25 protein-coding genes, 2 tRNA genes, 1 riboswitch and 1 other annotated feature are annotated in these 25,937 nt (G+C 45.2%); of the genes, 2 read left to right on the top strand and 25 right to left on the bottom strand.

Going from position 1 to position 25,937, the window contains the following annotated elements:
- Positions 1–173: 173 nt before the first annotated feature.
- From ACO03U_RS12695 to ACO03U_RS12660, 8 genes are all read right to left on the bottom strand, one after another.
- Positions 174–1,469: an extracellular solute-binding protein gene (locus ACO03U_RS12695; RefSeq protein WP_204687850.1), complete on the bottom strand. Its 1,296-nt coding sequence runs from the start codon at positions 1,467–1,469 to the stop codon at positions 174–176.
- Between the two features lie 26 nt (positions 1,470–1,495).
- Positions 1,496–2,785 (bottom strand): MBL fold metallo-hydrolase, encoded by a 1,290-nt coding sequence (locus ACO03U_RS12690; protein ID WP_204687848.1) that lies wholly within the window; start codon positions 2,783–2,785, stop codon positions 1,496–1,498.
- On the bottom strand, positions 2,769–3,542 hold the full coding sequence (locus ACO03U_RS12685) for a carbohydrate ABC transporter permease (RefSeq protein WP_416336786.1): 774 nt from the start codon (positions 3,540–3,542) through the stop codon (positions 2,769–2,771). The genes ACO03U_RS12690 and ACO03U_RS12685 overlap by 17 nt, the downstream gene beginning before the upstream one ends.
- A 48-nt stretch (positions 3,543–3,590) precedes the next feature.
- A complete protein-coding gene (locus tag ACO03U_RS12680) occupies positions 3,591–4,475 on the bottom strand; it encodes a carbohydrate ABC transporter permease (RefSeq protein WP_161869039.1) in 885 nt (294 codons plus the stop codon).
- Positions 4,475–5,548, bottom strand: coding sequence for an ABC transporter ATP-binding protein (locus ACO03U_RS12675; protein WP_161869040.1), 1,074 nt, complete (start codon positions 5,546–5,548; stop codon positions 4,475–4,477). The genes ACO03U_RS12680 and ACO03U_RS12675 overlap by 1 nt, the downstream gene beginning before the upstream one ends.
- Positions 5,549–5,993: 445 nt before the next feature.
- Complete coding sequence (locus tag ACO03U_RS12670) at positions 5,994–6,329, bottom strand: inorganic pyrophosphatase (protein WP_204687844.1); 336 nt, start codon at positions 6,327–6,329, stop codon at positions 5,994–5,996.
- Between the two features lie 436 nt (positions 6,330–6,765).
- Positions 6,766–8,109, bottom strand: a complete 1,344-nt coding sequence (locus ACO03U_RS12665) for a DUF438 domain-containing protein (RefSeq protein ID WP_204687842.1) — start codon at positions 8,107–8,109, stop codon at positions 6,766–6,768.
- A 12-nt stretch (positions 8,110–8,121) separates the two neighbouring features.
- Entirely contained in the window at positions 8,122–8,343 is a 222-nt protein-coding gene (locus ACO03U_RS12660) for a DUF1858 domain-containing protein (RefSeq protein WP_161869049.1), read from the bottom strand.
- A gap of 255 nt (positions 8,344–8,598) precedes the next feature.
- Here ACO03U_RS12660 and ACO03U_RS12655 point away from each other — a divergent pair, with 255 nt between their 5' ends.
- A complete protein-coding gene (locus tag ACO03U_RS12655) occupies positions 8,599–9,009 on the top strand; it encodes an Ohr family peroxiredoxin (RefSeq protein WP_161869050.1) in 411 nt (136 codons plus the stop codon).
- Positions 9,010–10,528: 1,519 nt separating this feature from the next.
- Here ACO03U_RS12655 and ACO03U_RS12650 read toward each other — a convergent pair.
- From ACO03U_RS12650 to ACO03U_RS12585, 14 genes are all read right to left on the bottom strand, one after another.
- Positions 10,529–11,359: a histidinol-phosphatase HisJ family protein gene (locus ACO03U_RS12650; RefSeq protein ID WP_204687841.1), complete on the bottom strand. Its 831-nt coding sequence runs from the start codon at positions 11,357–11,359 to the stop codon at positions 10,529–10,531.
- Between the two features lie 10 nt (positions 11,360–11,369).
- Entirely contained in the window at positions 11,370–12,017 is a 648-nt protein-coding gene (hisIE, locus tag ACO03U_RS12645; RefSeq protein WP_204687839.1) for a bifunctional phosphoribosyl-AMP cyclohydrolase/phosphoribosyl-ATP diphosphatase HisIE, read from the bottom strand.
- 63 nt (positions 12,018–12,080) lie between these two features.
- Positions 12,081–12,836, bottom strand: coding sequence for an imidazole glycerol phosphate synthase subunit HisF (gene hisF / locus ACO03U_RS12640; protein WP_161869052.1), 756 nt, complete (start codon positions 12,834–12,836; stop codon positions 12,081–12,083).
- On the bottom strand, positions 12,833–13,555 hold the full coding sequence (gene hisA, locus ACO03U_RS12635; RefSeq protein WP_204687837.1) for a 1-(5-phosphoribosyl)-5-[(5-phosphoribosylamino)methylideneamino]imidazole-4-carboxamide isomerase: 723 nt from the start codon (positions 13,553–13,555) through the stop codon (positions 12,833–12,835). The genes hisF and hisA overlap by 4 nt, the downstream gene beginning before the upstream one ends.
- Positions 13,552–14,175 (bottom strand): imidazole glycerol phosphate synthase subunit HisH, encoded by a 624-nt coding sequence (gene hisH, locus ACO03U_RS12630; RefSeq protein ID WP_204687835.1) that lies wholly within the window; start codon positions 14,173–14,175, stop codon positions 13,552–13,554. Before hisH ends, hisA begins: the two co-directional genes overlap by 4 nt.
- A gap of 16 nt (positions 14,176–14,191) precedes the next feature.
- Positions 14,192–14,782 carry an imidazoleglycerol-phosphate dehydratase HisB gene (gene hisB, locus ACO03U_RS12625; protein ID WP_204687833.1) on the bottom strand — a complete coding sequence of 197 codons (591 nt, stop codon included), beginning with the start codon at positions 14,780–14,782 and terminating at the stop codon, positions 14,192–14,194.
- A 50-nt stretch (positions 14,783–14,832) separates the two neighbouring features.
- Positions 14,833–15,879, bottom strand: coding sequence for a histidinol-phosphate transaminase (gene hisC / locus ACO03U_RS12620; RefSeq protein ID WP_204687831.1), 1,047 nt, complete (start codon positions 15,877–15,879; stop codon positions 14,833–14,835).
- 4 nt (positions 15,880–15,883) lie between these two features.
- A complete protein-coding gene (gene hisD, locus ACO03U_RS12615; RefSeq protein WP_423104902.1) occupies positions 15,884–17,155 on the bottom strand; it encodes a histidinol dehydrogenase in 1,272 nt (423 codons plus the stop codon).
- Positions 17,155–18,717 carry an ATP phosphoribosyltransferase gene (gene hisG, locus ACO03U_RS12610; RefSeq protein ID WP_204687827.1) on the bottom strand — a complete coding sequence of 521 codons (1,563 nt, stop codon included), beginning with the start codon at positions 18,715–18,717 and terminating at the stop codon, positions 17,155–17,157. The genes hisD and hisG overlap by 1 nt, the downstream gene beginning before the upstream one ends.
- Positions 18,718–18,929: 212 nt before the next feature.
- Positions 18,930–19,162, bottom strand: a binding site (T-box leader).
- Between the two features lie 190 nt (positions 19,163–19,352).
- A complete protein-coding gene (gene thiW, locus ACO03U_RS12605) occupies positions 19,353–19,880 on the bottom strand; it encodes an energy coupling factor transporter S component ThiW (protein ID WP_204687825.1) in 528 nt (175 codons plus the stop codon).
- Between the two features lie 28 nt (positions 19,881–19,908).
- Complete coding sequence (gene tenA, locus ACO03U_RS12600; protein WP_204687823.1) at positions 19,909–20,625, bottom strand: thiaminase II; 717 nt, start codon at positions 20,623–20,625, stop codon at positions 19,909–19,911.
- Positions 20,626–20,647: 22 nt separating this feature from the next.
- The gene (locus tag ACO03U_RS12595; RefSeq protein WP_204687821.1) at positions 20,648–21,367 is read right to left on the bottom strand and encodes an energy-coupling factor transporter transmembrane component T; all 720 of its coding nucleotides are present in this window, start codon (positions 21,365–21,367) and stop codon (positions 20,648–20,650) included.
- Positions 21,364–22,740, bottom strand: a complete 1,377-nt coding sequence (locus tag ACO03U_RS12590) for an ATP-binding cassette domain-containing protein (RefSeq protein WP_204687820.1) — start codon at positions 22,738–22,740, stop codon at positions 21,364–21,366. Before ACO03U_RS12590 ends, ACO03U_RS12595 begins: the two co-directional genes overlap by 4 nt.
- Positions 22,737–23,300, bottom strand: a complete 564-nt coding sequence (locus ACO03U_RS12585) for an ECF transporter S component (protein ID WP_204687818.1) — start codon at positions 23,298–23,300, stop codon at positions 22,737–22,739. Before ACO03U_RS12585 ends, ACO03U_RS12590 begins: the two co-directional genes overlap by 4 nt.
- Before the next feature lie 155 nt (positions 23,301–23,455).
- Positions 23,456–23,545: riboswitch (TPP riboswitch) on the bottom strand.
- Positions 23,546–24,200: 655 nt separating this feature from the next.
- Here ACO03U_RS12585 and ACO03U_RS12580 point away from each other — a divergent pair.
- A complete protein-coding gene (locus ACO03U_RS12580; RefSeq protein WP_204687815.1) occupies positions 24,201–24,566 on the top strand; it encodes a YccF domain-containing protein in 366 nt (121 codons plus the stop codon).
- Positions 24,567–24,639: 73 nt separating this feature from the next.
- Here the strand turns inward: ACO03U_RS12580 and ACO03U_RS12575 are convergent, their stop codons facing one another.
- The 3 genes from ACO03U_RS12575 to ACO03U_RS12565 form a co-directional block, all read right to left on the bottom strand.
- Positions 24,640–25,635, bottom strand: a complete 996-nt coding sequence (locus ACO03U_RS12575; protein ID WP_204687813.1) for a phosphotransferase family protein — start codon at positions 25,633–25,635, stop codon at positions 24,640–24,642.
- 128 nt (positions 25,636–25,763) lie between these two features.
- Positions 25,764–25,837: transfer RNA gene (locus ACO03U_RS12570), tRNA-Pro, on the bottom strand.
- A gap of 25 nt (positions 25,838–25,862) precedes the next feature.
- Positions 25,863–25,936, bottom strand: a tRNA-Arg gene (locus tag ACO03U_RS12565).
- Position 25,937 lies beyond the last annotated feature (1 nt).

The following is a 25,937-nucleotide window of genomic DNA, read 5'->3' as shown; positions in this document are numbered from 1 at the left end:
TCAAAAAAGGCGCTATTTCCAAAGAGAATCGCTGAAAAATCCCCCCGACACTCGAGATTTTAGCAACTGCCCCTCTCTTCTGTCAGCCCACTAAAATGGCTAGTAACTAGCAAAAACCGGGCCCGCCAGCATAGCGGAACCCGGTTTTTTCACTTACTTAAGACTGGTGATTCTTATTGATTCCAAGCAGATTCCAATTCAGAAACCCCTTGTTTGATCATTTTGTCCGTATCATCTTTTGGATTAGCCAAGATGTTTTCCATGATTGTACGCACTTGGTTGTAAGCAGGGTCTGCATTTTCAGTTACAGGCAATGCGAACAAGTCTTTCGTAGCTTCTTCCAAGATTGCTGGTACTTTGGTTTCTTTTGAAGATTTGTATTCATCAGATTCCAAAACAGATTCAACAATTGGCATGTAGCCAGTTTGTTCTGCCCAGTACAATTGCACATCAGGTTGAGACATGTATTTCAACAACATGTAAGCAGCAGTCCGTTGTTCAGGAGTAGCTTCAGCAAACATGTACACGTCAGTCCCTTGTTGGATGTTGATTTTGTCAGGACGAGGAGCCACACCGTATTCAAATTTACCTTCTGTATCGCTCTTCACGTAGCCTTCACCAGCGATAGAACCGATAAACATTGCTACTTTTTCGTTAGCGAAAGGACCAGACAAGTATTTGTCACTGCCGGCGATACGCATAGAACCGTCTTTGATCCCATCCAAGTAGTAGTTGATAACTTCTTTGGATTCGTCGCTATCCAATTTCAAATCTTTAGTGAATTCGACACCTTTGTTTTCCATACCGATTGTATAGTAGTTATTTAGAGAGTCGAAACCGCCACCGACAACTTCATGGTTGGATTTTTCGTAGATATCTTTACAAGCTTGAGCAAATTCTTCCATCGTTGTAGGAACTTCAACACCGTATTCTTTCAACATATCGGCATTGTAAACCAAGGCTTCAGTCGATTTATTAAATGGAATACCGTATTGTTTGCCATCGATTTCCGCACCTTTTAACAAAGCTGGACGGATTTCTTCTTGTTTGTCCGCAGCCCAACCGATTGTTTTGTCTTCCATGTATGGATTCAAGTCTACCAACATATCTTCTTGAGCGGCATTGTACAACCAACCTGGGTATGCTTGGGTGATGGTTGGCAAATCTTTTGGTGATTGCAAGGTAGAATTGATTTTCGCTTGCATATCAGAGTATTGGCCTTGGTTTTGCAAGGTTACTTTGATATTTGGATTTTCTTTTTGAAAATCAGCGACAATCTTTTCCAAAGCATCTTCTTGGGCATCGTTCATGGCATGCCAGAAAGTGATTTTGGTCTCCTTGTCGATTTTTGTAACGATATCACTGCTTTCTTTGTCGCTACCTTTGTCGTTGTTGGAGTTGCCGCACGCTGCTAAAGCAACGGTTGCTGCTGCAGCCAACATCACAGTACCCATTTTTTTGAACTTCATTTTTGACTCTCCTTCTAAAAAAGTTTTTATGAGATTGACTCCCCACGAGTGGGAAGTATTCTTTCACCATACGGATTCACCAGTTTTTCCGGCTTCAGCGTATGGATTGGAACCAAAGTTTTAGGGTGGATCAAGTGGATAATCTCAGCTAAAGCTTCAGGGAAAGCATGCCCAGAACAAGCTAGGCGGACAAAAGTCACCTCAAGTTTAGCTAACAATTCCAAGAAAGGGGCATAATCAGGGTCAAAATCACCTAGGGGTTGCGCATCCAAATGGAAATAAAGACTCCCAGGCTGGAGTGTTTCAAAATCAGTGACAATCTGCCACAAATACTGGTGGTCATCTTGTTGCAAGTCCACCAAAGAAAGTTCCAATTCAGGGGCAAGGCTCGTAATTTTCGCCGCTCCTGGCAAATAATAATAGGCTACCGTCAGCCCCAATACTTCTTGTAGTAAGGCTGCCTGATTGGCTTCCAAGACCACCGTCCGTGGGGCGCGTTTGATGATTTCAGCAAAGCGCTTGACGTTAGCCGGATAGCCATTGAAGGTCAACTGTCGCTTAGGATTTTCCGCCACTAGCTTCACCAGTTGTTGAATCAAATCTTCTTCACTGAGAAGCTCCATCGTATCCGGATCTTCCTCGCGATCATCAAAGGAAATACTAACACCTTCCATCATCAAGAGGTCACAACCGGCTGCTGCTTTACAAAAGTCTAATGTCAATTGGCGATCGTAGCCATGGAGACGTAAATCACCGGTATACACTAGAAACTTGTCTGGCGTGTGAATCAACAAGGCTGCTGCACCATAGGCATCATGATCCACTGGAAGAATCGTCACACTGATTTCACCGATAGTCACCGTCTCACCAGCGCTGAGTCCTGTCATCTCCCGAGTGAAATGAGGGGCTTCAAAAGGAGAGGGAATCAAGAAATCCCCATTACGGTTTAAAGAACGCAAAATCGCTGCTGTTTCCGTCAAGGTGTATAAAGGAACGTTTGGATCCAAGTAATTGATCATTTTGGAGTGATCCAGGTGGGCATGGGAAAGGAATACGGCTGTTTCTTGGTAGTCTTCTTTAGCCGTTCCTTCATAGGTATAACCCAACCGCGGATCGTATACTCCAGGTAATTCAGGCACCAGACGATTGGCTAATAACGTGCTCAGCTGATCGTCTTTTAAGCCTAGTTCGGGTCGGTATTCCGTCCCGAAGTCAAAGAAAATATGCGCATCGCCATAGCTGACTTCGATGACGGTCCCCCCAATGGTTAAAATACCACTATGAAAAGTGATGACTGTTTTAGCCTTTGATCCCATTTTTTGCCACCCCGCGAATGATTTCTTTTCTGAAAACGAAATAGATGATCAAGATTGGAATAACAGTTAACGTAGCCGCAGCCAATTGCAAGTGAACATCGCTCCCACTTTCAGTAGTGAAGGCGGATAGCCCATTATTCAACAGGCGGTGGTCTTTATCATTGGTCACCAACAATGGCCACAAGAAAGAATTCCAACTTGCGATAAAGGTCAAAATCCCTACCGTAGTCAAGGCTGGCTTGATCATTGGCAACAAGATTTTGCGAATATATTCCAAGTCGCTGGCGCCATCGATTTTGGCAGCTTTGTAATAAGACAAGGAAATCCCATTGAGGTAACTATTCAAATAGTAAATATAGAAGATACTGGTCAAAAACGGAATAATCAAAGCGCCATAGGTATTCAATAAGCCCAACTGAGCAATGGTATTGAAGTTGGTAAAGATGATGGATTCATAAGGTACCATCAGTAACGCAACCATGATTGCAATGACGACTTTTTTAAACTTAAATTCAAGGCTCGTCAAGGCAAAAGAAGCCAAGACCGCTGTGACTAAGGTGGCAAAAGTGGTCACCGCAGAAACAAAGACGGTATTGATGAAGTAGCGAACAAAAGGCGCTTTTTCAAACACTTCCGCAAAGTTGCCAAACTGTAAATGGGAAGGAATAATCGTCGGGGGAATACTGGTAACTTCCGTCCGAGTCATCAAACCTCCCAAAACCATATAGATAAATGGGAAAACAGTAATGATGGCCATAATCGCCAAAAAGAGATAACAGATAAGATTAACGACGCGTTTCACAGCTTATTCCCCCACTTTCTTGATGATTTTGCGTTGAATAAAGGTACAAAGCAAAATGACTAAGAACAAAACGACAGTCGCTGCCATGGCCACACCTGGACGTCCAGCAATATGGAACTTGTCGTAAATGTAGTATACGGCAGTCACCGCACTGTTAGCGATCCCGGCTTGGCCAGCAAACAATGCGTAAACTTGGGTGTACACTTTGAAGGCCCCGATGATATTCACCGTCAATAAGAAGGTCATCGTCGGTACCAATTGCGGCAACGTGATACGGCGGAAAATTTCCCCATCAGTTGCGCCAAACATTTTAGCAATCTTGTAATGCTCTTCGTCGATATTGCGTAAGCCACCTAACAAGATAATGATGTTAAATGCCAAGGAAGTCCAAACACCGAAGATAATCAGCGTTGGCATGGATAAGTCGACACTGTCTAACCAATCAAGGCCTTTGATCCCGAAGAAACTCAAGCCATAGTTGATAATCCCATAGTCGCCATTGAAGAAATAGCGAAAGACAATCCCGATAGCAATGGTACTGGTAACATAAGGCATGAAGAAAATTGTTTCAAAAAAACTTTTGTGTTTGATCTTTTCAAAAATAATCCAAGCAATTCCCAGCCCTAAGACCAAAGCCACTGGCACGGTCAAAAAGGCATAGACAGCGGTATTTTTCAATGCCCGCCAAAAGACGGGATCTTGCAAGATTTTTTGATAGTTTTCCACGCCAGCTGGACGCATGTTGATCAACGAGCCTTTTTCGAAACTCATCACCAATGAACGCAACAGCGGATAAATGGAAAAGACGAAGATGACTACCAAAGATGGCAGAAGGAAGAGCCATGCTTTCGGTTGGTTTTCTGGATTGTAAGTATTCTTTTTAAACATCAGTAAATCCTTGTCCCATCTTCTTCAAAGATGAAGGCTTTCTGATAGGCAAAATCAAAGGTCAGCTCGGCTCCTTCTTGGATCTCATTTTCGATGCTGACGATGGATTTCAAATGATGGCTACCGATTTCAAAGTTTAAAATACGTTCTCGACCGATTAATTCGACCCCGTGGACAGTAGCTGCAAATGCTCCCTCACCGGCCACTGGCAAGACATCTTCAGGGCGAATCCCCAAAACATATTTGCCATCTGGCATGGCGGCTTTGAAACGTTCTTTGACAAAACGATCGACTGGCACGCTGAAAGTTTCATAATGCATCTGACCATCACGAACTTCCACCGGCAAAATATTGATGATAGGATTTCCAATGAATTGAGCAACAAACAAATTGGCAGGTTCTAAGTATAGGTTTTGTGGATCATCATCTTGTTGGACCACACCTTCGTTCATCAAGATGATTTTATCACTGATGGACAATGCTTCTTCTTGGTCATGGGTAACAAAGATAGTGGTGATACCGACTTCTTTAACCAGACGACGAATTTCTTCGCGAATTTTCAACCGCAACCGAGCATCCAAGTTACTCAAAGGTTCATCTAGCAGCAAGACGTCAGGATTTTGCACCAAGGCCCGCGTGATGGCAACCCGTTGTTGTTGCCCCCCAGACAGGGTACCAGGCTTTTTGTCCCGTAACTCTTCGATATTGGTCAGCTTCATGAACTTCTCAGCAATCTCTTTGGCTTCTTCTTTGGTCTTTTTCTTTTTACCTACAGTCAAAGGAAACACGACATTCTCAAAGGTTGTCATGTGAGGGTACAGGGCATAGTTTTGAAATACAAACCCGATATTTCGGTCTTTTGGTTCCGTCTTAACCACTGATTCCCCTGCAAACTGTACATCACCAGAAGTCGGGGTGAGCAAACCGGCGATCATATTCAAAATTGTCGATTTACCACAACCAGAAGGGCCCAGTAAACAAACAAGATCACCTTTTTCGATGGTGAAGTTCACCGACTTCAGTGCTTCGAACCCATTATCGAACACTTTTTTCAGATTGATAACTTCAATCATTAGAAATCCTCCATTACCATTTTTTAGCATACAAATCCATTCTATCATCTTTTCCTTGTGATAATCTATAAAGTTTAGTGAGAGCTGTTTTCTGAAAATCTAATCGTTTTGCAAGACAAATTTTTCAAAAAACCTAGGATTAGTGATAGGACAGGCATCTTCTGCCATCAACAATTATAAACCAAGCCTTCCAATAGTAAAAATATTACTCTTATTCTTTGGGAAAAGTCCGATCTTTTTTTGCTTATCCCTTAGATTATTAGTGAAGCTTTTTCGGTAAACTGTTTTACTTAGGGGCTCCCCTTCTGACGAGAAGATTTTTGCTCTTTTGTAAACAGACACCTTTTTGGCTGAGTCTCTCCCATTGATAAAAAAGCTGACTTCTATTCCAGCAAAATTGCTAGATATAGAAGTCAGCTTTTTTACCAATGCCTGTCCTTTTGCCTCAGCGAATTGATTCAAGTAATACGACCTTGGAATCAAAATACTGCTCAATAAAGGCAATCGCTTGGGTGATCTCCCCTACTGTCCAACTTGACCCCGCGTCAGCAATCACCCATTTATCTTCCACATCATCGCTACGCAGGACTACCGCGATGATTTCCCCAGTGAAAGTCTTGTCCGGTGCTGTCCCCCGGGTCAAAATATAAACATCCTGCCCTTCTCCATCACCCGCCACCACTCCTGGCACAAAACCATAGCTAATGGGATAGACATTGCCATATTTGTCTTGGTAGCCTTTTGGTCGATCAATCGTCGCTGTTACTGTAAAACGTTTCACGTGAAACCCCTCATTTCTTCTTATCCCCTCGATAAAAATAGAAAACCATGACCAACGCAACTACTAGTGGAATGAGGAAACTCTTGTTGGAGCCACTGTGCCCAGTCACCGTGTTCAAAGTCATGCCAATTACTGCCACCATTACGATCAGAATAACAAATGCTATCCCTCTTTTGCTAATCTCATAAAACCCTCCCGTATTCCAAGTTATTTTTGTTGGTGCTTGTTTTGACTTATTGACCATTTCAGATTTTTTGTTAAAAAAATATCCTATCTCTTCATAATAATTATACCAGTTTTCACCAGAAGACAGTCGATTCATCAAAAAAGGTTATTTTATCATGATGTTTCTCTACTATTTTGACTTAAAAGACGTGTAAGATGAGCCGGCCTCGATGCCGCCTTCCTTACACGTCTGTTTTTATTTATGAATTCATCATTTCCCGGTTACTTCCTGATCCAACAACCGGTTCTGCCCAGCAATTTGCTGGATAGCAGTGATGTCTTGGGTGACTTCCAGACACCCAAGATAGTTTCCGGCGTCATCTTTTAAAGCAAAGTAGCGAATGTAAATCTTTCGGTCTTGGATGTCGATCCAAAAATCGGCGGTTTCTCGGGCCCCACTGCGGAAATCATCCAAAATCTGTTGGACGATGTGCATGCTTTTCGGTGGGTGGCAGTTGACCACTTCTCGGCCGATGACGGATTTTGTCCGGGGGAAGACCCGCTTTTTGCCTTCAGAGAAAAAGCGCACCCGTTCATCAGCATCCACAAAGGTTAAATCGACGGGTAAGGTTTGGAAGATCGCCAACAGCTGCTCCAACTTCAAAATCCCCGTCGGAAAGACCACCGTTTCCGGATTGGCTCCTTGTTCCCAGTCGTAATGCTCAGAAGTTGTTTCCTCAGTTGTTGAGGCTTCGGCAGCGAGACCATCAGCGATGCCTTCAGTGGTTTCCTTAGCTTGTTGGATGGCAGCCAAGCGCGCCGGTTCCCGTTCTACCTCTTGGGCCAATGCTGCCTCAGATGGATGCCATGGCAGTGGTTCAGGAATAAAAGCAAAGCCGATATCAAAGCTGTCGGCAGCAATGTTTTCCCAATCCCGCAGGCTAAAGACATCCAAAGTCATCGGCACCATGATAGCCTCTTCTTTGAAAATCATTTCCTCGATTTCGTTTTTGAGAGTCACCCATTTTTCTGATAATGGATTGAAGGCTGCTCGATCGTTGGCGAGGTATTGTTGCAGGCTCTTCAATTGGTCTCGGACATCATCGTCTACGCCCCACATGACTTGAGGCGGAGCTGTGATTCCATATTTTTCCATGAAGGAGAAAATCAAGGTTTCCTTGCGAGCGTAATGCTTGTCCAATTGTCCTAAATCCGTTAAAGCTGCTATCAGTCGTTCTTTTACTGACCAGTCGCCTTTTTGAATTTTGGTCATCAAGCCATCGATTTCGTCGGTTAGTAAGGATTGTAATACTTGATTTTCCAGTTTTAAGGTGTGGACGGGATGACCTGGTTGTTCATGCTCGTAGCTGGATTGATGGATTTCGTTGATGGCACCTTTAAAGACCGCTGCGTGGATATTACACAGTCTTTGAATCTCCGAAGCCGGCAATCCCCCTTGAATCAACGCTTTTTCGGCTGAAGTAATCTCCGTGACATCCACGCCATCAAATTCTTCGCTAAATAAGCGTTTGGCTTCTTCAAAATCGCCTCCTTCATGTAAAAGTGTCAAAATTTCCACAATCCGTGCTTGACGTTGTGCTTTGCTTTCTTCCATATAAAGCCCCTCCTAGATTAGTTCAAAACCAGCTGCCGCAAAAGCTGCGGTGACGTTTTCCATGGGGATTTTTTTCAGTTGTGCCCCTTTATCAATGGTCATATAGCGCCCTGCTGTCGCCAGCATTCCTGGCTGGGCAATCTGGGCAAATCCCAATTGAATCATGATTTCTTTGACTTCGGGATAGGTTTTGACGATGTCGTAAAGGGAGCTAGTCAGTGGGATACGAATCATTTTAGGCCCTCCTCAGCTATCGAGAAACGGTCAAAAAAACTTTTTTCTCGAGTCTTTTGATTATTGAGAATTTTTCTCACTTGCCCCTAGTGTACGTTATTTTGATAGCCCCGCCGATTAGGGGACTCCCTATACTTTCTGTCGAGCATGAGCAAGTTTGTTGGGTCCCTTTCCAATTCGTGATACTGTTTAATTGTAGTAAAAAACCTACAAGTGGTAGGTAACGGAAAATCAGTCAGAAAGGATGAAACATCAATGTCTAAGAAAATTTCATTGTCGACAGTTGTCAATACTGGTGGTCGCGAAGGAGAAAGCAAGTCCGTCACAGGCTATTTGAACGTCAAAACTACTCAAACTAAAAAAGAAGGGTATACAAACCCCGAAGAACTATTTGCGGCTGGCTTGACCGCCTGCTTCAACGGCGCCATGAGCTTTCCTCTAGAACGGGACGGCTTGGGAGACAAAGTTCGCACTGTACGAGCTGAAGTCAGCTTACTGGGGGACTTACCGGATTTCACCACATTACACCTAGCTGTTACTCTTATCGGTCATATCGACGGCCTCAGCAAAGAAGATACGTTAAAATATATGAAAGAAACTGAAGATATCTGTCCTTATACCAAAGCGATTAAAGGCAATGTAGAAATTACCTTCGATGCGGAATAAGTTTCCTTCATTCACTAAGAAAACCGGCCGTTCTTGCTTCCAGAGAGTGCCTCGGGTGGTAGTGGGACCGGTAAATGCCAACTAAAGAACCGTTGTCATTTTACTAGCTCATCTTAGCGATTTCTGCTTAGATGAACTGTATGCGTCATGCTTCTGATAGCTCCTTGCCGAAGTCAAACTTGTTGTAAGTCCAACAAAATCGTTGGACAACAACAAGTAATTTGCTAGCTCACCTTAGCGATTTCTGCTTAGGTGAACTGTATGCGATATGTTTCTTTAGCCCTCGGACATCCTTAACACTACACCCGAGGCATTCTCCTCCAGCAAGTCCGGCCTGTTTTATCGATAAGCGATTTATTCCCTTTACTTCGTAAATCTAGCAAATTATTTTCTTGTAGGGAAGCACATGTACCGTGAAAAAGGTGAGATTTAGCAGAGTAGAATTGGATTGACAGTAGCTCTAAAGATGCGTAATGAATTACTTAGAGTTGTGGTGCTTGCACCACTTACTCTGAGTTTGAATGCGCAAGGCAAAAGACAAACAGATTTTTCGTTTGGCTTGTGCCGGTCTAGCTACCGTCAACCCAATTCCTACGGAGCTAAATTTTACCTTTTTCGGGCATCACAATGTTAGCATGATAGGCCACTTAATTACTGATACATCAATCTTTTTGAAGCTTAATTTTTTATAAGTTCTTTATCTATAAGCAAACAGACGACCTCTAAAATCGGTCGTCTGTTTTTATTAGCTTTGATGTTGTCAATTTTACGGAAGCCCTTCATTTCGGTACCGTTTTGACAAAGGGCTGAACGCCTCCCTCTTTAGTCACACACCCTAGCAGGCTTTCAAGAGGCAATCTTAAAAATAAGTATCTCTCACATTAATCTTCTTACAAAAAAACATCCGAAAAGTAGCTTCCCCGAATAACTTCCGAGAGGCCTCTTTTCGAACGTATTAGAGAATTGCAGGATGAGAAAAAGAGCCCCTGATACACCGGAGACCACAGTGCTAAGAAAAGTGGTCATTTGATCTTCTACAAGCCCATTGCTACCATACTTAGGGGTGGATCTTGGATAGCAAGATAGCACAAAGCATGACAAATGCTTTGGGGGAAGTGGACTTGCAGAGAGCTTTCGCAAGGCTAGTACGAGGCTTCGTATATCTCCTTGATTGTTTTTTCGAAAGCTATATCAAGGGAATCCTTCATCCATTAAAACAACTACTCCTAATATTAATTATAAAAATACGCAAGCGTTTTCACAATCATTTATTTATAAATATGTTATTTCGCATAATCCTTTGACTAGTTTTAGGAAACAGCGGCGACTATTTTGTTTATAGCAGTCAGTTGATGATAAAAATGCCTGTTTGCCAATGACTGAATTTTATGCCAACTGGTAGTTATTCCGTCATCAGAAACTAGTTAACGGAATCTTTGGTCGGTACAATCAAAAAAATAGAACGATAAGCCTTTCGCACTTATCGTTCTTCCATTGCTTCAAATTCATACTATTTTACTTATACTAATGAAAATTGCTGAAATTCTCCATCTTTTAACTGCATTGTTTCCTGGAAGCCTAGCCTTTGTAGCATTGTCTTCGTTTCCGAAAAATGATAATCGATGGTCTTGGTCTCGTGGCTGTCGCTGGTAATGATGATCGGTGTCTTACGTTGCTGCAAATCTTGCAACAGTACCTCCGCTGGATAGGGTCGCTGCGTCCAGCCACGGCTCATCCCCCCAGTGTTGACTTCCACCATGCCATCCCAGGTTTTCAACTGCTGAGAAATTTCTGCCAAGACTTCTCGTGCCAATTGGTCATACTGGCGCTGGTTGTCTTCAGTGAGATACTGTAGTTGGTCATTAAACTTGGTAATCAAATCAAAATGCCCCACAATCAAGGGTTGATTTTGCGTCACATGTTGTAAGACTAGCTGATAATAGTCTTCTGCCATCTTCAAAAAATCTCCGCCAAACCAATGATTCAGCGTCCACTGAAAACTTTCGGGGCTTTCATCCACACTGCGGTATACGCCATTTCGTGGGGTAAAATAGTGAACGGAACCGATGAAATAATCGTAGCCAGCAATGGGTGGCGGACTGAAATAATCCCACTCCAATCCACATTTGATAGCAAGCTTGTCAGCCATTTCCTCCGCCAACGCCCGTACCGCTTGCTGGTAACCTAGCTGATCTGTCAGCCCGATACAGCCAGGATCAAAAGGGGCATAAGAGTGAGAGGTGAACCCCAAATCTGTCATCCCTGCAGCTAGCCCGCTTGCTGCCATTTCCGCTAGGGTATTTTTGCCATCACACCAAGTGGAATGGGTATGAACATTGGAATAAAACATCTGCCACACCTCACTTCATGGTTTCTTGTTTGACTTTTTTGTCCACCACTTGTCGTTTGGAGAGTTCCGCCATGACGTCAGCCGGCAGGATTTCATTGTTAGCCATCAAGACCAATAAGTGATAGATCAAATCGGCAATCTCATAGGTCGTCTCTGCTTTGCTTGCTTTCATGGCACCGATGACGACCTCTGTCGCTTCTTCACCGATTTTCTTCAAAATCTTTTCGTTACCCTTAGAGAAAAGATAGCTGGTGTAGCTTTTTTCTTGAGGATTGGTTTTACGACCAAGAATTAGTTCGTAAAGATCTTGCACTGAAAATTCCTGTTGCCCATCGGCTTTGAAAATGTCATTGAAGAAACATGATTCCGCATTGGTGTGGCAAGCAGGACCGGCTTTGATGACTTTGGCCACCAAAGAATCCTTGTCACAATCGGCTTTTAGCGTCACCAATTGCTGGGTATTGCCACTGGTTTCTCCTTTGCGCCAAAGTTCTTGGCGACTGCGGGAGTAAAAGGTCATTTGTTGATCCGCCAAGGTTTTTTCAAGGCTTTCAGTGTTCATATAAGCCACCGTCAGCACTTCATTGGTATAAAAATCTTGGACAACACAAGGAATCAGTCCTTGGTCATCGAATTTTAGTTCTTGAATATTTATCATGGAAAGCATCCTTTCTTATCCTGCTGCTGGCTTCCTTTTTGAACTAGTAGCGTACCCGTCTCGCTATATCCGAGTAGGAATCCCTTGAGCCTTCAGATAGGCTTTTAGCTTAGGAATCGGAATCTCATCATAATGGAAAATGGAGGCTGCCAACCCCGCATCAATCCGAGGGTTTTCAAACAACTCCTTGAAGTCTGCCAATTTCCCCGCCCCACCAGAAGCGATGATTGGCAGTTGCGTGCTATCAGAAACTGCCTGCAACAATTTGCGGTCGAAGCCACTTTTGACGCCATCGGTATCCATGCTGTTGATGACCAATTCACCGGCACCGAGAGCTTCTCCTTGTTTGATCCATTCCAAAGCATCGATACCGGTATCTACGCGCCCGCCTTGGGTGAAGACATGCCAACTGTCCCCGACTTTTTTGATATCTACGGAAAGTACCACACATTGAGAGCCGTAACGTTCGGCGCCTTCTTTGATTAACTGGGGATTTTTGACCGCACCAGAATTGACACTGACTTTATCCGCCCCGCATTTTAACACACGGTCAAAATCGGCCACCGTGTTGATGCCACCACCTACCGTTAAGGGGATAAAGACTTGGGAAGCCACGTCTTTTAAGATATCCGTGAAAATCCCCCGAGCTTCGTGGGAGGCTGTGATATCATAAAAAACCAACTCATCGGCACCGGCTTCATTGTATTTTTTCGCCATAGCTACAGGATCGGCTACGTCTTTGATTCCTTCAAAATTAACGCCCTTAACCACCCGGCCATCCCGGACATCTAAACAAGGAATAATGCGTTTGGAAATCATTGACTCGCCTCCTTTGCCGTAGCCAAGCAATCCTCCAAGGTCAACGTGCCACTGTAAATGGCTTTGCCAACGATGGCACCGTATGTCTCAACTTGGGCCAACTGGCGAATATCGGTCAAAGATGCCACACCACCAGAAGCCACGATATCCAATCCCAATTGATTCAATCGTTGATACATAGCTACGTCGATGCCTTTGCCGGTACCGTCTTTGGCGATATCTGTGTAGATAATCGTCTGGCAGCCCCAGTCGGCGAGTTGTTGGCAAAAGTCATCTGCCCGGGTTTCAGTGGTTTCCAACCAACCTGCCACCGCCACCATGCCGTCACGTGCATCGACACCGACAGCGATTTTTTCACCATATTTGGCTAGCATTTCTTTGGCAAAGGTCGGATTCTTTTGCGCAATCGTCCCTAAAATGACCCGATTGACTCCTGCTGCGAGCACGTCTTCGATATCGGCTTCCGTACGAATGCCACCACCAAGTTCTACAAACAAATCCGTCTCGGCCACAATCCGACGAACCACCTCAAAATGTACTTTGGTCCCAACTTTAGCGCCGTTTAAGTCCACCAGATGTAGATGGGTCGCCCCTTTTTGTTGAAATTCTTTGGCAAAAACCACCGGATCATCCCCGAAAACTTGCTGCTGTTGATAATCCCCTTGGTAAAGACGCACCACTTTGCCGTCAAGTAAATCAATGGCTGGTAAAATAATCATGCTGTCACCTCCGCAAATGCTTTTAGTAGCGCTAAGCCACAATGGCCGCTTTTTTCCGGGTGAAACTGAGTACCAAAGACGTTGCCATTTTGGACAATTCCCGTCACTGCCACGCCATAGTCACTATCAGCCACCAGGTTTTCTTGACAATCCGTAGCATAAAAACTGTGGACATAGTAAAACTGATCTTGGTCCTTGATATATTTCAAAAGAGGGCTCTCTTTCCGAAAAGTGATGGGATTCCAGCCAATATGAGGAACTTTCAACTCGCTACCCGCTTTGGCAAATGCTTCCGCCAGGGAAACCACTCTCCCTGGCACCAAGCCTAGCCCTTCGTGGATGCCAAATTCTTCGCTGGAATCAAACAACAGCTGCATCCCCAAGCAAATCCCCAATAAGGGCTTGCCCGATTGCGCCAACTCAATAAACGTTTGATCCAAGCCATTTTCCTTTAGTTTCCCCATAGCGTCAGCAAAAGCTCCCACCCCGGGTAAGATCACTTGGTCAGCGGCTTTTAGCTTAGCCGCATCACCGGTGACTTCACTTTCAATTCCTAACGTCGTCAGAGAGCTCGTCAAACTAAATAAATTCCCCACACCATAATCGACAATGGCAATCATCCGCCTCGCCCCTTTCCTATAAAATCGTCCCCTTGGTAGAAGGAATCTCATCTGGCGCCAACTGATTGATGGCTACTGCATCCGCCAAGGCACGGCCGAAACCTTTAAAACAAGCCTCCACGATATGGTGACTATTTTTACCTGCCAACTGTTGCAAATGAATCGCTGCCCCCAATTCCCGAGCAAAAGCCACAAAAAATTCCTCTACCAGCTCCGTATCAAAATCCCCGATACGCTGTGCTGGAATATCCAAATTAAGACAGGCGATGCCACGGCCACTGATGTCTAGCGCTGCCATCACCAAGGTTTCATCCATCGGCAAAATCATACTGCCGTAGCGGACAATCCCCCGCCGATCTCCCAAAGCTTCCGAAAATGCTCGTCCCAGTACGATGGCGATATCTTCAGCAGTATGATGACCATCCACCCAGACGTCTCCGTCAGCGTTCAGTTCCAAATCAAAACGACCGTGGCGCGCGAACAATTCCAACATATGATCCAAAAAGCCAATTTTAGTTTTAATCTGTTGCTTTCCCGTACCGTCGATATTTAACTTACAAGTAATTTTCGTCTCAGAAGTATTCCGAGTAATATTTGCTGTTCTCATGAAACCATCCTTTCTCGATTCAAATCAGCGGATTCTTGGCAAGTCTAGCCTCAATCCACCAATTCCCTTAAGGCTGCCAATAATTGCGCCATCTCGGCTTTGGTGCCGATGGTAATACGCAAATAGTCTTTGATGCGGGCTTTGTCAAACCATCGCACCAAAATTTTCCGTTCCTTCAAAGCCGGATACAGCTGGGCCCCAGAAATTTCCGGGTGCTTGACAAAAAGGAAGTTGGTCGCTGAAGGTAAGACATCAAAACCTAAATCAGCTAGTGCTTGCGCTGTCCATTTACGGCTAGCCAAGGTTTTTTCAAGGCAAGCTTGGTGATAGTCTATGTCGGCTAAAGCGGCCTGGCCGGCTGCCATGGTCATGCCATTGACACTATACGGGTTAAAACTAAATTTCACGCGGTTTAATTCAGCAATCAAAGCCGGTTGTGCCACGGCATAGCCTAAGCGAGCCCCCGCCAACTGCCAGGATTTGGAAAAAGTTCCCACCACTAGCAAATTGGCGTGATCTTTGACATAAGGCACCATGCTCTGGCCACCAAATGCCACATAGGCTTCATCCACAATCACCAGCCGCTTAGGATTAGCAGCTACTAGCTGTAAAATCGCCTCTGCTGGCAGCCCCAGACTAGTCGGCGCATTGGGATTGGCAAAGATAATCGTGCCTTCACAATCTTGGTAATCCGCCAAATCGATGGTTAAATCCTCCCGCAATGGTATCACCTGGGCCTTCAAACCATACAACTGGGCAAAAACCGGATAGAAGCCGTAAGTAATATCGGGAAACGCCACCCCTTGCCCCATCAACCCTTGGAAACAAAAGGCCAAAACTTCATCGCTGCCATTACCGACAAAAACCTGCTCTGTCGGAACTTGCAAATAATCTCCTAGTGCTTGTCGCAAACTTTGGCAAGTCGGATCCGCGTATAATTGTAAATTTGCGGCGGCTTGCATCACGGCTTGGGCGACTCCTGGTGCTGGAGGATAGGCACTTTCGTTGGTATTCAATTTGATAAAATCCTTTGTTTTTGGCTGCTCCCCGGGAACATAAGGGGCCAGTTGTGCTACTCGTGGGTCGAGAAAATCCATCTGTTTATTCCCCTTTCCGCAATCGAATCGAGTTGGCGTGACCGCCTAGCCCTTCTGTTTCGGCAAATAAAATCACATCATCAGCCGCTGCTCGCATCGCTGCCTCCCCATAGTACAAGTACTGAGAGTGTTTGACGAAATCATCCACCGATAATGGTGAATAAAACCGAGCCGTGCCTTCTGTCGGTAGCGTGTGGTTCGGTCCAGCTAGATAATCCCCCAAAACTTCTGGGGTATTGTGCCCCAAGAAGACTGAACCCGCATTTTCCACTTGGTCCAACCAAGCAAAAGGTTCAGCGACACACAACTCCAAGTGTTCTGGTGCCACTTCATTGGCGGCTGCAATGGCTTCTTCTAGGCTGGCTACCAAGATGATTTTGCCGTTATTGGCTAAAGATTGTTCAATAATCGCTTTCCGCGGTAGCAAAGCTGTTTGCCGTTCGACTTCCACCGCCGTTTTTTCGGCGATATCCCGATTGGTGGTGACCAAAATGGCTTGGGCGTTGATGTCGTGTTCGGCCTGGGCCAACATATCTGCCGCTAACGTCACGGGATTGGCGGTTTCATCTGCCACGATCAGGATATCTGACGGGCCAGCAATCATATCAATATCCACTTTGCCATAAACCAAACGTTTGGCAGCAGCTACGTAAATATTGCCGGGGCCGACGATTTTATCGACTTTCGGTACCGATTCTGTCCCGTAAGCTAGCGCCGCCACAGCTTGTGCACCGCCGACACGGTAAATTTCATCCACGCCAGCGACTTTTGCGGCTGCCAAAATAGCGGGATTGACACTGCCATCTTGCAGTGGCGGTGTTACTAAGACGATTTTCTTCACGCCGGCAATTTTGGCCGGCACAGCGTTCATCAAGACAGTCGAAGGATAGGCGGCCGTCCCCCCAGGAACATAAATCCCGACTTTGGCTAAAGGTATCACCCGTTGCCCCATCACGGCCCCCTTTCGTGTCATCATAAACCCTTGGGAAATTTGTTTTTCGTGGAACTCGGCGATATTATTCTTGGCAGTTTCTAGCACTTTCAAGAAGTCTGGATTGACTTGTGCTAGCGCTGCTTCGATTTCCGCATCCGTCACTTTCAATTCCGTAACTGTCGCCTGATCAAACTTAGCGGAGTAGTCAATCAAGGCCGCATCCCCATTTTGGCGGACCGTGTCGATGATTTCTTGCACCACTTGAGCATAATCACTTGTTTCAGCGGTATTGGTTTGAGTTAATTGGGCGATGCTTTGCTCTTTGCTGTCAAAAATTTCAATCATTTTTGGTCACTCACTTTCTCTACAACTTCGGTAATCGCAGCTTTTTTAAAACGCCAAGAGGAACGGTTGACAATCAGGTGGGCACTGGATTCATCAATCTCTTCCAGTACTACCAGATCGTTTTCTTTCAAGGTGGTGCCGGTCTCGACAATATCCACGATAACATCCGCCAATCCGACAATCGGTGCCAACTCGATGGAACCATTTAAATAAATCGTCTCAATCGGCTGGCTACGATCTCCAAAATACTGCCGCGTGATATTGGTATACTTGGTGGCGACCTTCAAAGGCCGCGTCGGATCAATGGTGAAATCTCGGGGTCCGGCTACGGCAATCCGGCAAACCCCTAAGTTAAAGCGCAACAGGTCGATGACGTCAGCTTCGGTTTCCAATAAAATATCCCGACCGACAATGCCGATATCCGCCGCTCCATGTTCCACATAGCTGGCAACATCACTAGGTTTTACCAAGAAAAAGCGGATGTTATTGGTTTCATCTTCAAAAACCAACTTACGGCTATCATCCAATAAATTCGCCGTCACCAAGCCCGCATCACGAAACATCTCATACACGGCCTGCCCCATCCGCCCCTTTGGCAATGCCACGTTGAGCATCCGCGTTTTCATGCCTGCCTCTTGGGACCGGTTTTGATCCAAACGATCCAGATGAATCCCAAAACCAATGGCTTGTTGCGTCTTGCCTAGCGCTTGGAATAATCCGTCATAGCGTCCGCCAAACAAGAGGGCTTGGGGAATATTTTCGATAAAGCCTTGGAAAATCAGTCCACTGTAATAATTGGTATCATTCACCGTCGAAAGATCAAACAACAGCTGGACATTTTCTGGTAATTGCTGTTGCTTCAAGACTTTAGCCCCCTCTGCCAACGACTGCAAGGCTGTGGTGGCTTCCGGCCAGCCTGCTGCCGTCGCCAAAGCTTTCGGCAATTCGCGATAAAAATCTCCCGACAACTTCATTAAAGCCATCAACTGCTGAGTCCGTTGGGGTGAGACCCCGCCTTTTTCAGCCAGCTGCGCCAACTCAGAAAAATTTTTGTTTTTCAAACGATTGAAGACTTTACCCCGACAATGATCCGGAAATAAATCCAAAATCGCCGCAATCAAACCACTATGAGACAGTTCCAATTTACCCTTGCCGATTTCTGACAAAGAGGCCAACGCTAGCATCACCACATCTACCTCTGTCTGCAAGGAGACTTCCCCGATGACCTCGATTCCCACCTGATTGATCTGGCGGTATTCATCAGACTTACGGTTATGACGGTAAACATTTTCGTTGTAATACACTTTGCGGCTCGCTCCTGCCGGCGTATTCTTCACAATGGATAAGGTCACATCCGGATTCAGCGCCAAAAGTCGACCGTCATTACCATTAAATTTGATGACATCGTCCCCGGAAAGGAAATTTTTCTGCTCCAGGTAAAAATGGTACTCCTCAAAACTCGCCAGGCGAAACAAATCATAGCCTCGCTCCTCATACAATTCCCGCAATTTCAGAGCAATCGCCTCTTCTTTACGCAGGATATTTTCCTTTACTTCCATTTGTTGACCTCCTCTTTACCACATGCGCTATCTGTCGTTAACCATTTGTCGAAAATACGTTTTGCAGGGGCACAGCCTCTACGCCAGTCAAACGCCTTAGTCAAATCACCGAGTTTTCAATGTGTCCTTCTTTGAAAACTGACAAGCCACATTAACGCAAAAAACGCCCCGAAAAATTAAAGATACACAAAAAACGCCCTCTGGTAATACAACCAAAGGACGTTGATAACGTGGTTCCACCTTTTTTCACCCTGTCCTTGCAGGCAGGATCTCAGCAAGTCATCTAGCAATGACCGTAGCTATATCGGGCTAACCCGGATCTTCCTACAACACTCAGAAGACCGACTCCAAGATGTGTTTCACTACCGCGCACACGTCCTTTTCCACCAGCCAAGGACTCTCTTTGGTTTGCTACGATGGTTACTCTTCTTGTCATAGTCTCTATATAATCGATGTTGTCCTAAAGTTTACGGCGCTTCATCAGAAAAGTCAATCTTTTTTATGCTAAATTGTTCACTTTTCGGATAATTATTCGTAAACCTTGCCGTAATCGTCGTCATCATCGCCTTTTTTCGTGGTTGGTTACCTTTAAGTATACAGCAGGAGCCCTCTTGTGAAAACGCTCTATTTTATTTTCAGGCCTCTTTATGAGTCATCTCCATAAAAAGCGCCTGGGCTTTTTTGAAAACCCGGGTTTCCTTCAGTTTAAATAAGACAAAACCCGCCATAGCCGCACCGATAAAACTCGCCCCCACAAACCGTGGTGTATAAATCAGCCAGTACAACCCCTGTTGGCTGCCAGTAAACCAAACCATCACAGGATAAGAAAGCAACGAACCCAAAATCCCCGTACCGATGATTTCTCCCACCATCGAGCCCCAGACTTGGCCCCCAGTCAGGCGATACCCCCAGCCTGCCAACAAAGCCCCTAACACTGAGCCGGTCAATGCTAGCGGCGGAATCCCTAGCAATAACATTCGTAAAACACCACAACTGGCCGCCATCCCCGTAGCATAAGCGGGACCCAACAAAACCCCGGCAATAATATTGATAACACTAGACATGGGCGCCATCCCCTCGATGCGCATGATGGGTGATAACACCACGTCTAAGGCAATCATCAATGCCAACAACGTTAATTTTTGAACCTGGCTTGTTTTCATAACATTTCTCCTCCTCGTAAACACCTTTTCAAATGCCTGTCTCCCGCCTGTTAATCCCGTTTATCATACCCCCAATTGCTCCGGCAGGCCATGTTTCCAAGGTCAACGCCATCTCCCAAAACTGATATTCCAACTGACTGGAGATGTAAAAAGCTGCCAGCATTTGTTCTTGTTCGTCAGCCGCGACCTCTTCATAGAGTCGGTCTAACAACTGGCGCTGCCTCATCACCTCTTGTTGCCCTGCCTCCCCAGCATAGGTAGCAATCCAACGCTGATACAACGGATTAGGCGAGCCACTAGCAATCAGCCTATCCCCGATTTCTTGGTACAGCCACGGACACGGCAATACTCCAGCACAAGCCGTCGCAACCGTCCCTTCCGCCAACTGCCGATACATATGGGAGACATAGTGATAAGCCGTTGGGGCAATGGGGGTATTAGCAATTTCCTCTGGCGTAATTTCTAATTCCGCAAAAAATTCCTGACGAATCGCCAACTCACCAGCGGCCATCCCCTGACTATTGACCAACATCTGTTCTCGCACTGCTGCATCCGTCGTTTTTTCGGCAATCAATTGATAAATCCTACCGAAATGTTCCAAATAATAACGGTCCTGCAACAAATAATAACGAAAAACAGTCGGCGCTAAAGTCCCTTCTGCTAACTGGCGAACAAACAAATGTTCAAAGCTCCCTTGCCAATAAGGATTGGCTACTTGTCGTGCCTTTTCCGTAAAAGTTTTCATCAAATACCCCTCTCTTTTTTCATCATTTAGCACCAAACACTGCTAACACCAAAATCAAAATCACCACGACTAAGCCCCTTAAGGAACTCCGATAATGAATAAAACAACTGCGAGGCCCCTCTTCATCATAGCCATGAGCCAACAACGCCTCTTGGTATTGCTCCCGCCACCGCACAGCCACTAACAAGGTTTTCATATACAACAGCGGTGACCAAAAGGACAAGCGCTGACCTTTCAATAGCGCGGCTTCTCGCATATTCTTGACTTCCCGCAACATCTCGGAAATCCCCTGGACCACCACCAAAATGCCGTAAACAAAATTTTGCGGCAAGCCCTGTTGTTCCAGATACAATAACAATTTCTCAAAGGAGACTCCCATGGCAAAAACCAAACCCAAGCCAGCAAAAGCAAAACAACGACTGGCTAGCACAAATGCCGTGCTCTCTGGATTGCCTTGCATAATCACCGCCCACCCAGCACTGACCGCTGGCAATATCGGCAAGACAAGCAAGGTCAGCAGACTTGCAAAGTGCTTTCTCACCACTAAAACGCCAAAGCAACAACCGATAATTACCAAGTTCAGCCAAAGCGTAGAACTGAAAGAAAGCACCAACGTTAATCCCAAGATCAAAACCGTCAGATTGACTACTTGAGTGGTTTGAGTAACAGCAGTAGTTTGTGCTTTTACATTCAGCGAGTCAGTAGTGATGGGTTTTTCCTTTGCTTCACTAAGTAAACTCATTTTCTCGACTCCTTTTTTAAGTCCTGCAACTGTCCTGCCGCCAAGTGAACATGATGACGGCTGATTTGTGCCAATGGTTGCATGCGATGGGACACTACTAAAACAGCCTCTTGCTGACTCTTTTTTGCCAAGACATCAGCAAAAAAGTCGCACCCCCGCTGATCCAAACTAGCAAAAGGTTCATCTAACAATAACAACTCCCAAGGTCGTGACAAAATTCCTAACAACTGCACCATCTTCTTTTGCCCCTCACTCAGATGATAGATACTCCTATCCAAAAACTCCCTCAGTCCCAATTTTTGCAAGCTGGCCTCTTGCTCTGCCGTCAGTTGATCTGCTTGCCAACCCCAAGAAACTAGCTCTTCTCGCACCGTCAATCCGGTAAACTGGTGCTGAGGATCTTGCACCCCTAGCGAAACTCGCCGATAAAGTGAGCGCCTCTTTGGTAGCGGTCGCCCTTCATAAAGATAACGTCCTCGGTATTTTTCCAGCTGCATAATCGTCCGCAACAAAGTGGATTTGCCACTACCATTGGCCCCAGTCAAAGTGGTCAAGCCGGTTTGAAAGGTAAAATCACTAGGCTGCAACAAGGGCCGACCTTTTTCAAATCCATAGCTAACTTGCTGCAACTGTAAACTCGCTGCATCTTCACATCCGCTCGCCATCGCAAGGGACCATTGCGGCTCGTGGTCTGGCAAATCCGCCACTGGCAACTCCTGCAAATGCCCCTCAGCAAGCAACAAGTGCCGATCCACCACTTCCTGATAACCTGCTAGATCATGATCCGCTAACAAAATCGTCTTTCCCAGATCCCGCAACTGAGCCAACAGTTGCAATAAACGCCGACGACTGGCGGGATCGATGCTGGCAAAAGGTTCATCTAACAACAATATTGGCGAATCTAAAGCCAATAATACCGTCAAGGCACAACGCTGTTTTTCCCCTCCAGAAAGCTGATGAAACGGCTGATCCATCAGCGCTATCGTATCTGCCAACTGACAAGCTTGTTGCATCTTTTTGGCAATTTTGCTCGGTGGTGTCTGAACATTTTCCAAAGCAAAGATCAGCTCCCGCCGCAGACTCCCCATTGCAAATTGTCGACTGGGATTTTGCATCAGCAAGCCAGCCAGTTGAGCTTTTTGACAACCTACTACCTCTCGCAGATTACGCCCAGCCAGAAAAATATCCCCCTCATAGGATAAGTCCAGCACTCCCGCTAGTAGGCGCAACAAAGTGGATTTACCACTACCGCTGTCTCCTCTAAGCAAACAAAATTCCCCTGCTGCTAACTTTAGCTGACAGTCTTTTAAAATCGGGGCCGCATCACTAGTCCTTCCCAATTGCCACAAACTCAGTCCTTGTAATGCAATCATCCTCCCGTCACCGCCAATTGTTGGACTTTATCATAAAGTTTCATGATGGCCTGCACTAAAATCATCCCGAAGAAAATCACCGAAAGCAGCCTTACTATCAATAAGCTCACCACCATGCCTACGCCTAGTGCCCCATAGCCAAATTTGAAAAATTCATAGAAAAAGCTCAACGCCGTCGTCCCAAATGCTCCGATTAGCAAGTGCCAACTATCATAACGGCGATATCGTCCTGCTAAAAAGCCCAACTCCGTCCCAGCGCCCTGCAACAGCCCCGAAACTAACACTCCCGGCCCAAAATAACTGCCATACAGCATCTCTGCCAAAGCTGCCAGCACTTCCCCTAGCACTGCGCTTCCCGGCCGTCGCACCAACATCCCCGCCACCGGTGCTGCCATCGTCCACAACCCGAACAAGATTTCATTGGCAAAAGGGCCATAGCCCAAAGGCGTCAAAACCGCCGTCAATAATGCATACAACACCCCCGCTCCCATAAAAATCGCTCCAAACAAAAACGCAATCAACGCTAGGAACAATACTTCTTGTAACCGCCATTTTTTCATCAAAAAAACCCCTTTCCTCATTCAATTACGAAACGAAAAGGGGCAGACCGATACCGTGATGAACTATCCACTAGCTTTGGAGAGAGTTTCCCCTCCAAAAAAGAAACACCCCACCAGATTTTTCTCTGATGGGGTGCATAAATAAGCCAATTCATGGTTGATCCTAGACATTTCCCTGCGTCAGTCCTAACTGTATCAGGTTCAATGGGTATAATCTCAGCTTTGCAGCACCCCAAATGTTTCTATTCAAATGTGACCACAGTGTAGCACATAATGTTGCCAAGTACCATATTTTTCGATGAAATTGTGAGAATGGTACGGATAGCTATTTTTTCGATGCCAAGACACTCTCCAGATAACGCTTGGCAGGGGCACAGCGTTCACGCTTTTCTTCCACTTTCCACACCACTTCAAGTTTTCGAGACAATCCGCTTCGAAAACAGACAAGCCCCTCTCACTCCCGCCACTCCCCGAAAAATATTTTGCAGGGGTATAGCGTCCATGCCTTACTTCCGATTTCCACCTCACTTCAAGTTTTCGATACGATCCGCTTCGAAAACAGACAAGCCACTCTCACTCCTACTACTCCCCGAAAAATACAAAAAACCTGCCGAGGGGAATCGGCAGGCGCATCTATTGATTGAGAGGGGAACTCAATCGAAGAAAAAAACAAAACAGATTAATCTCACGAGGTCGATACTTGGGGAGTAATGACTTACTCGATGAACGTAGTATAGCACAAATTTGCCAAGTTGAGAACTATTCTCAATTAAAAAAATGATTTTTTTATCCGACCTATTCTTTTACCAAACTACTCAGCCTAGCAGACTTTTGCTATACTGAGATTAACAAGAAATGGCATCAAAAGTTTCTTTGGACTTTTAGAAAAGGTGGGGTTATATGAGTTGTCTTGGAAATATCATTTGGATGATTTTTGGTGGCCTAGTCAGCGCTATCGGTTGGTTTTTGGCTGGTTGTCTCTGGTGCATCACCATCGTAGGGATTCCCATCGGCCGTCAGTGCTTCAAATTTGCTAGTCTGGGATTGGCTCCTTTTGGCAAACAAATCATCTACAACGACAGCAACGTCAGCCTGTTGCTAAATATTATTTGGCTCCTGGTGTCGGGCATTCCTCTTGCCTTAGCCCATCTACTTAGCGCACTATTACTAACCATCACCATCATCGGTATACCTTTTGCCAAGCAATCCATGAAGATGGCCAAACTCTCCTTGATGCCCTTTGGCGCTCGGGTTGTGTCTTATTAAGATATTTTCCATAAATAAAGACCTTTTCGCTATTTTTTGTGGAAAAGGTCTGTTTTTTTAAATTATTATTATGTTATTTTAAACTTTTCGGCACTTCCACCTCAGCCATTTCCTTCATGGCAAACTCGATAATCTGCGTAGCTAGTAATTTTCGATCCCAATGCTCAGGATCACTAGTAGCCAAGCGCGTCGTCCCCTCTGAAAACATCAATAGCCCCAACATTAAGCGCGACAAGGCCACCCGTGCTCTGGCATAAGGCGTAAAGATGATTTTTTCTTGGGCTACGCTATTGTATCCCTCGATCAAACCATGATTATCTTCCAGGCGCCCCAAGAAATCAATCGCAAAGAAGTCTGCATAATAGTCCCCAAAGAAACAACGCTCTGTGTCGATAAACCCAGCAAAGTTTCCCTCAGGATCAGCAAAAACATTGTTATTGAATAGGTCAAAGTGGATTAACCGCGGTTCACTTACTTCTTCTAAAGCCTCTTCCCATTTGCGAATAAAACGTAAAATTCTACCAGTATCCGGCCAAGTATTTCCTTGTTTTTCCGCATCTTCCAGCAAAGTCAGTACCATATCATAATAGGCTTCTTTCCAACTCGGATGGAGCCGAACTTGTTGATAGCCAAATCCTTCACCTTTTATATTATGCAATTGAGCTAGCGCCTGCCCAAACTGATAATACCACTGATAAAGTTGCGTATCAGTTAGTTCTGAATCACAAAGCAATTTTCCTGCCATCTCTGTCATCACAAACCAATGATTCCCAATCACATCATGCCCTTGATAAATAATCTCTGGTATAGTAATTGTAGTCTGTTTTCTTACCTCTTCATACGCCCATAACTCAACAGCCATGATATTTCTCTCATAGGTTAACATATCTGTGAAGGGGTTGGGCCCTACCTTCATAATATAATTTCCTTGCTCTGTAAAGATTTTAAAAGCCAAATTGAACTCACCACCAGTCAGTTCAACAACTCTCGTATACTCTGCCAGACCTGCGACTTCTAGCATCGTGACTAATTGTTCCTCACTAACATGTGCTTTGGTTCGTGAATGCATCTGTTCTAGCTCCTTTTAGTTTTTTTTACTTTTATTAATCACTGCCTATATTATCTCTAAACTCATCACCATATTCAACTCAAATCCATTTTTAGACAAAAAAAGAAGACTAACTAAGTCTTCAATAATCGGGAAGACAGGATTCGAACCTGCGACCCCTTGGTCCCAAACCAAGTGCTCTACCAAGCTGAGCTACTTCCCGAGAAATATTAGGTAAAAAAAAACTACGCGCCCAAGAGGAGTCGAACCCCTAACCTTTTGATCCGTAGTCAAACACTCTATCCAGTTGAGCTATGGGCGCA

Origin of the sequence: Enterococcus diestrammenae (genome assembly GCF_049384045.1) — a bacterium.
GTDB classification, from domain to species: domain Bacteria; phylum Bacillota; class Bacilli; order Lactobacillales; family Enterococcaceae; genus Enterococcus_C; species Enterococcus_C diestrammenae.
Note: the sequence above shows the minus strand (reverse complement) of the source record. Positions and strands in the feature narration are given on the sequence as shown.

Coding starts and splice junctions, on each gene's coding strand:
- ACO03U_RS12595 (WP_204687821.1), bottom strand. CDS start 21,367: ATGAGTTTACTTAGTGAAGCAAAGGAAAAACCCATCACTACTGACTCG.
- ACO03U_RS12650 (WP_204687841.1), bottom strand. CDS start 11,359: ATGTTTTATTCCAATGTTCATACCCATTCCACTTGGTGTGATGGCAAA.
- hisG (WP_204687827.1), bottom strand. CDS start 18,717: ATGGAAGTAAAGGAAAATATCCTGCGTAAAGAAGAGGCGATTGCTCTG.
- hisC (WP_204687831.1), bottom strand. CDS start 15,879: ATGGATTTTCTCGACCCACGAGTAGCACAACTGGCCCCTTATGTTCCC.
- hisH (WP_204687835.1), bottom strand. CDS start 14,175: ATGATTGCCATTGTCGATTATGGTGTGGGGAATTTATTTAGTTTGACG.
- thiW (WP_204687825.1), bottom strand. CDS start 19,880: ATGAAAACAAGCCAGGTTCAAAAATTAACGTTGTTGGCATTGATGATT.
- hisF (WP_161869052.1), bottom strand. CDS start 12,836: ATGATTTCCAAACGCATTATTCCTTGTTTAGATGTCCGGGATGGCCGG.
- ACO03U_RS12580 (WP_204687815.1), top strand. CDS start 24,201: ATGAGTTGTCTTGGAAATATCATTTGGATGATTTTTGGTGGCCTAGTC.
- hisA (WP_204687837.1), bottom strand. CDS start 13,555: ATGATTATTTTACCAGCCATTGATTTACTTGACGGCAAAGTGGTGCGT.
- ACO03U_RS12685 (WP_416336786.1), bottom strand. CDS start 3,542: ATGGCCATCATTACTGTTTTCCCATTTATCTATATGGTTTTGGGAGGT.
- ACO03U_RS12585 (WP_204687818.1), bottom strand. CDS start 23,300: ATGAAAAAATGGCGGTTACAAGAAGTATTGTTCCTAGCGTTGATTGCG.
- ACO03U_RS12695 (WP_204687850.1), bottom strand. CDS start 1,469: ATGAAGTTCAAAAAAATGGGTACTGTGATGTTGGCTGCAGCAGCAACC.
- tenA (WP_204687823.1), bottom strand. CDS start 20,625: ATGAAAACTTTTACGGAAAAGGCACGACAAGTAGCCAATCCTTATTGG.
- ACO03U_RS12655 (WP_161869050.1), top strand. CDS start 8,599: ATGTCTAAGAAAATTTCATTGTCGACAGTTGTCAATACTGGTGGTCGC.
- ACO03U_RS12660 (WP_161869049.1), bottom strand. CDS start 8,343: ATGATTCGTATCCCACTGACTAGCTCCCTTTACGACATCGTCAAAACC.
- ACO03U_RS12665 (WP_204687842.1), bottom strand. CDS start 8,109: ATGGAAGAAAGCAAAGCACAACGTCAAGCACGGATTGTGGAAATTTTG.
- ACO03U_RS12680 (WP_161869039.1), bottom strand. CDS start 4,475: ATGTTTAAAAAGAATACTTACAATCCAGAAAACCAACCGAAAGCATGG.
- hisB (WP_204687833.1), bottom strand. CDS start 14,782: ATGAGAACAGCAAATATTACTCGGAATACTTCTGAGACGAAAATTACT.
- ACO03U_RS12575 (WP_204687813.1), bottom strand. CDS start 25,635: ATGCATTCACGAACCAAAGCACATGTTAGTGAGGAACAATTAGTCACG.
- ACO03U_RS12675 (WP_161869040.1), bottom strand. CDS start 5,548: ATGATTGAAGTTATCAATCTGAAAAAAGTGTTCGATAATGGGTTCGAA.
- hisIE (WP_204687839.1), bottom strand. CDS start 12,017: ATGATAAATATTCAAGAACTAAAATTCGATGACCAAGGACTGATTCCT.
- ACO03U_RS12690 (WP_204687848.1), bottom strand. CDS start 2,785: ATGGGATCAAAGGCTAAAACAGTCATCACTTTTCATAGTGGTATTTTA.
- ACO03U_RS12590 (WP_204687820.1), bottom strand. CDS start 22,740: ATGATTGCATTACAAGGACTGAGTTTGTGGCAATTGGGAAGGACTAGT.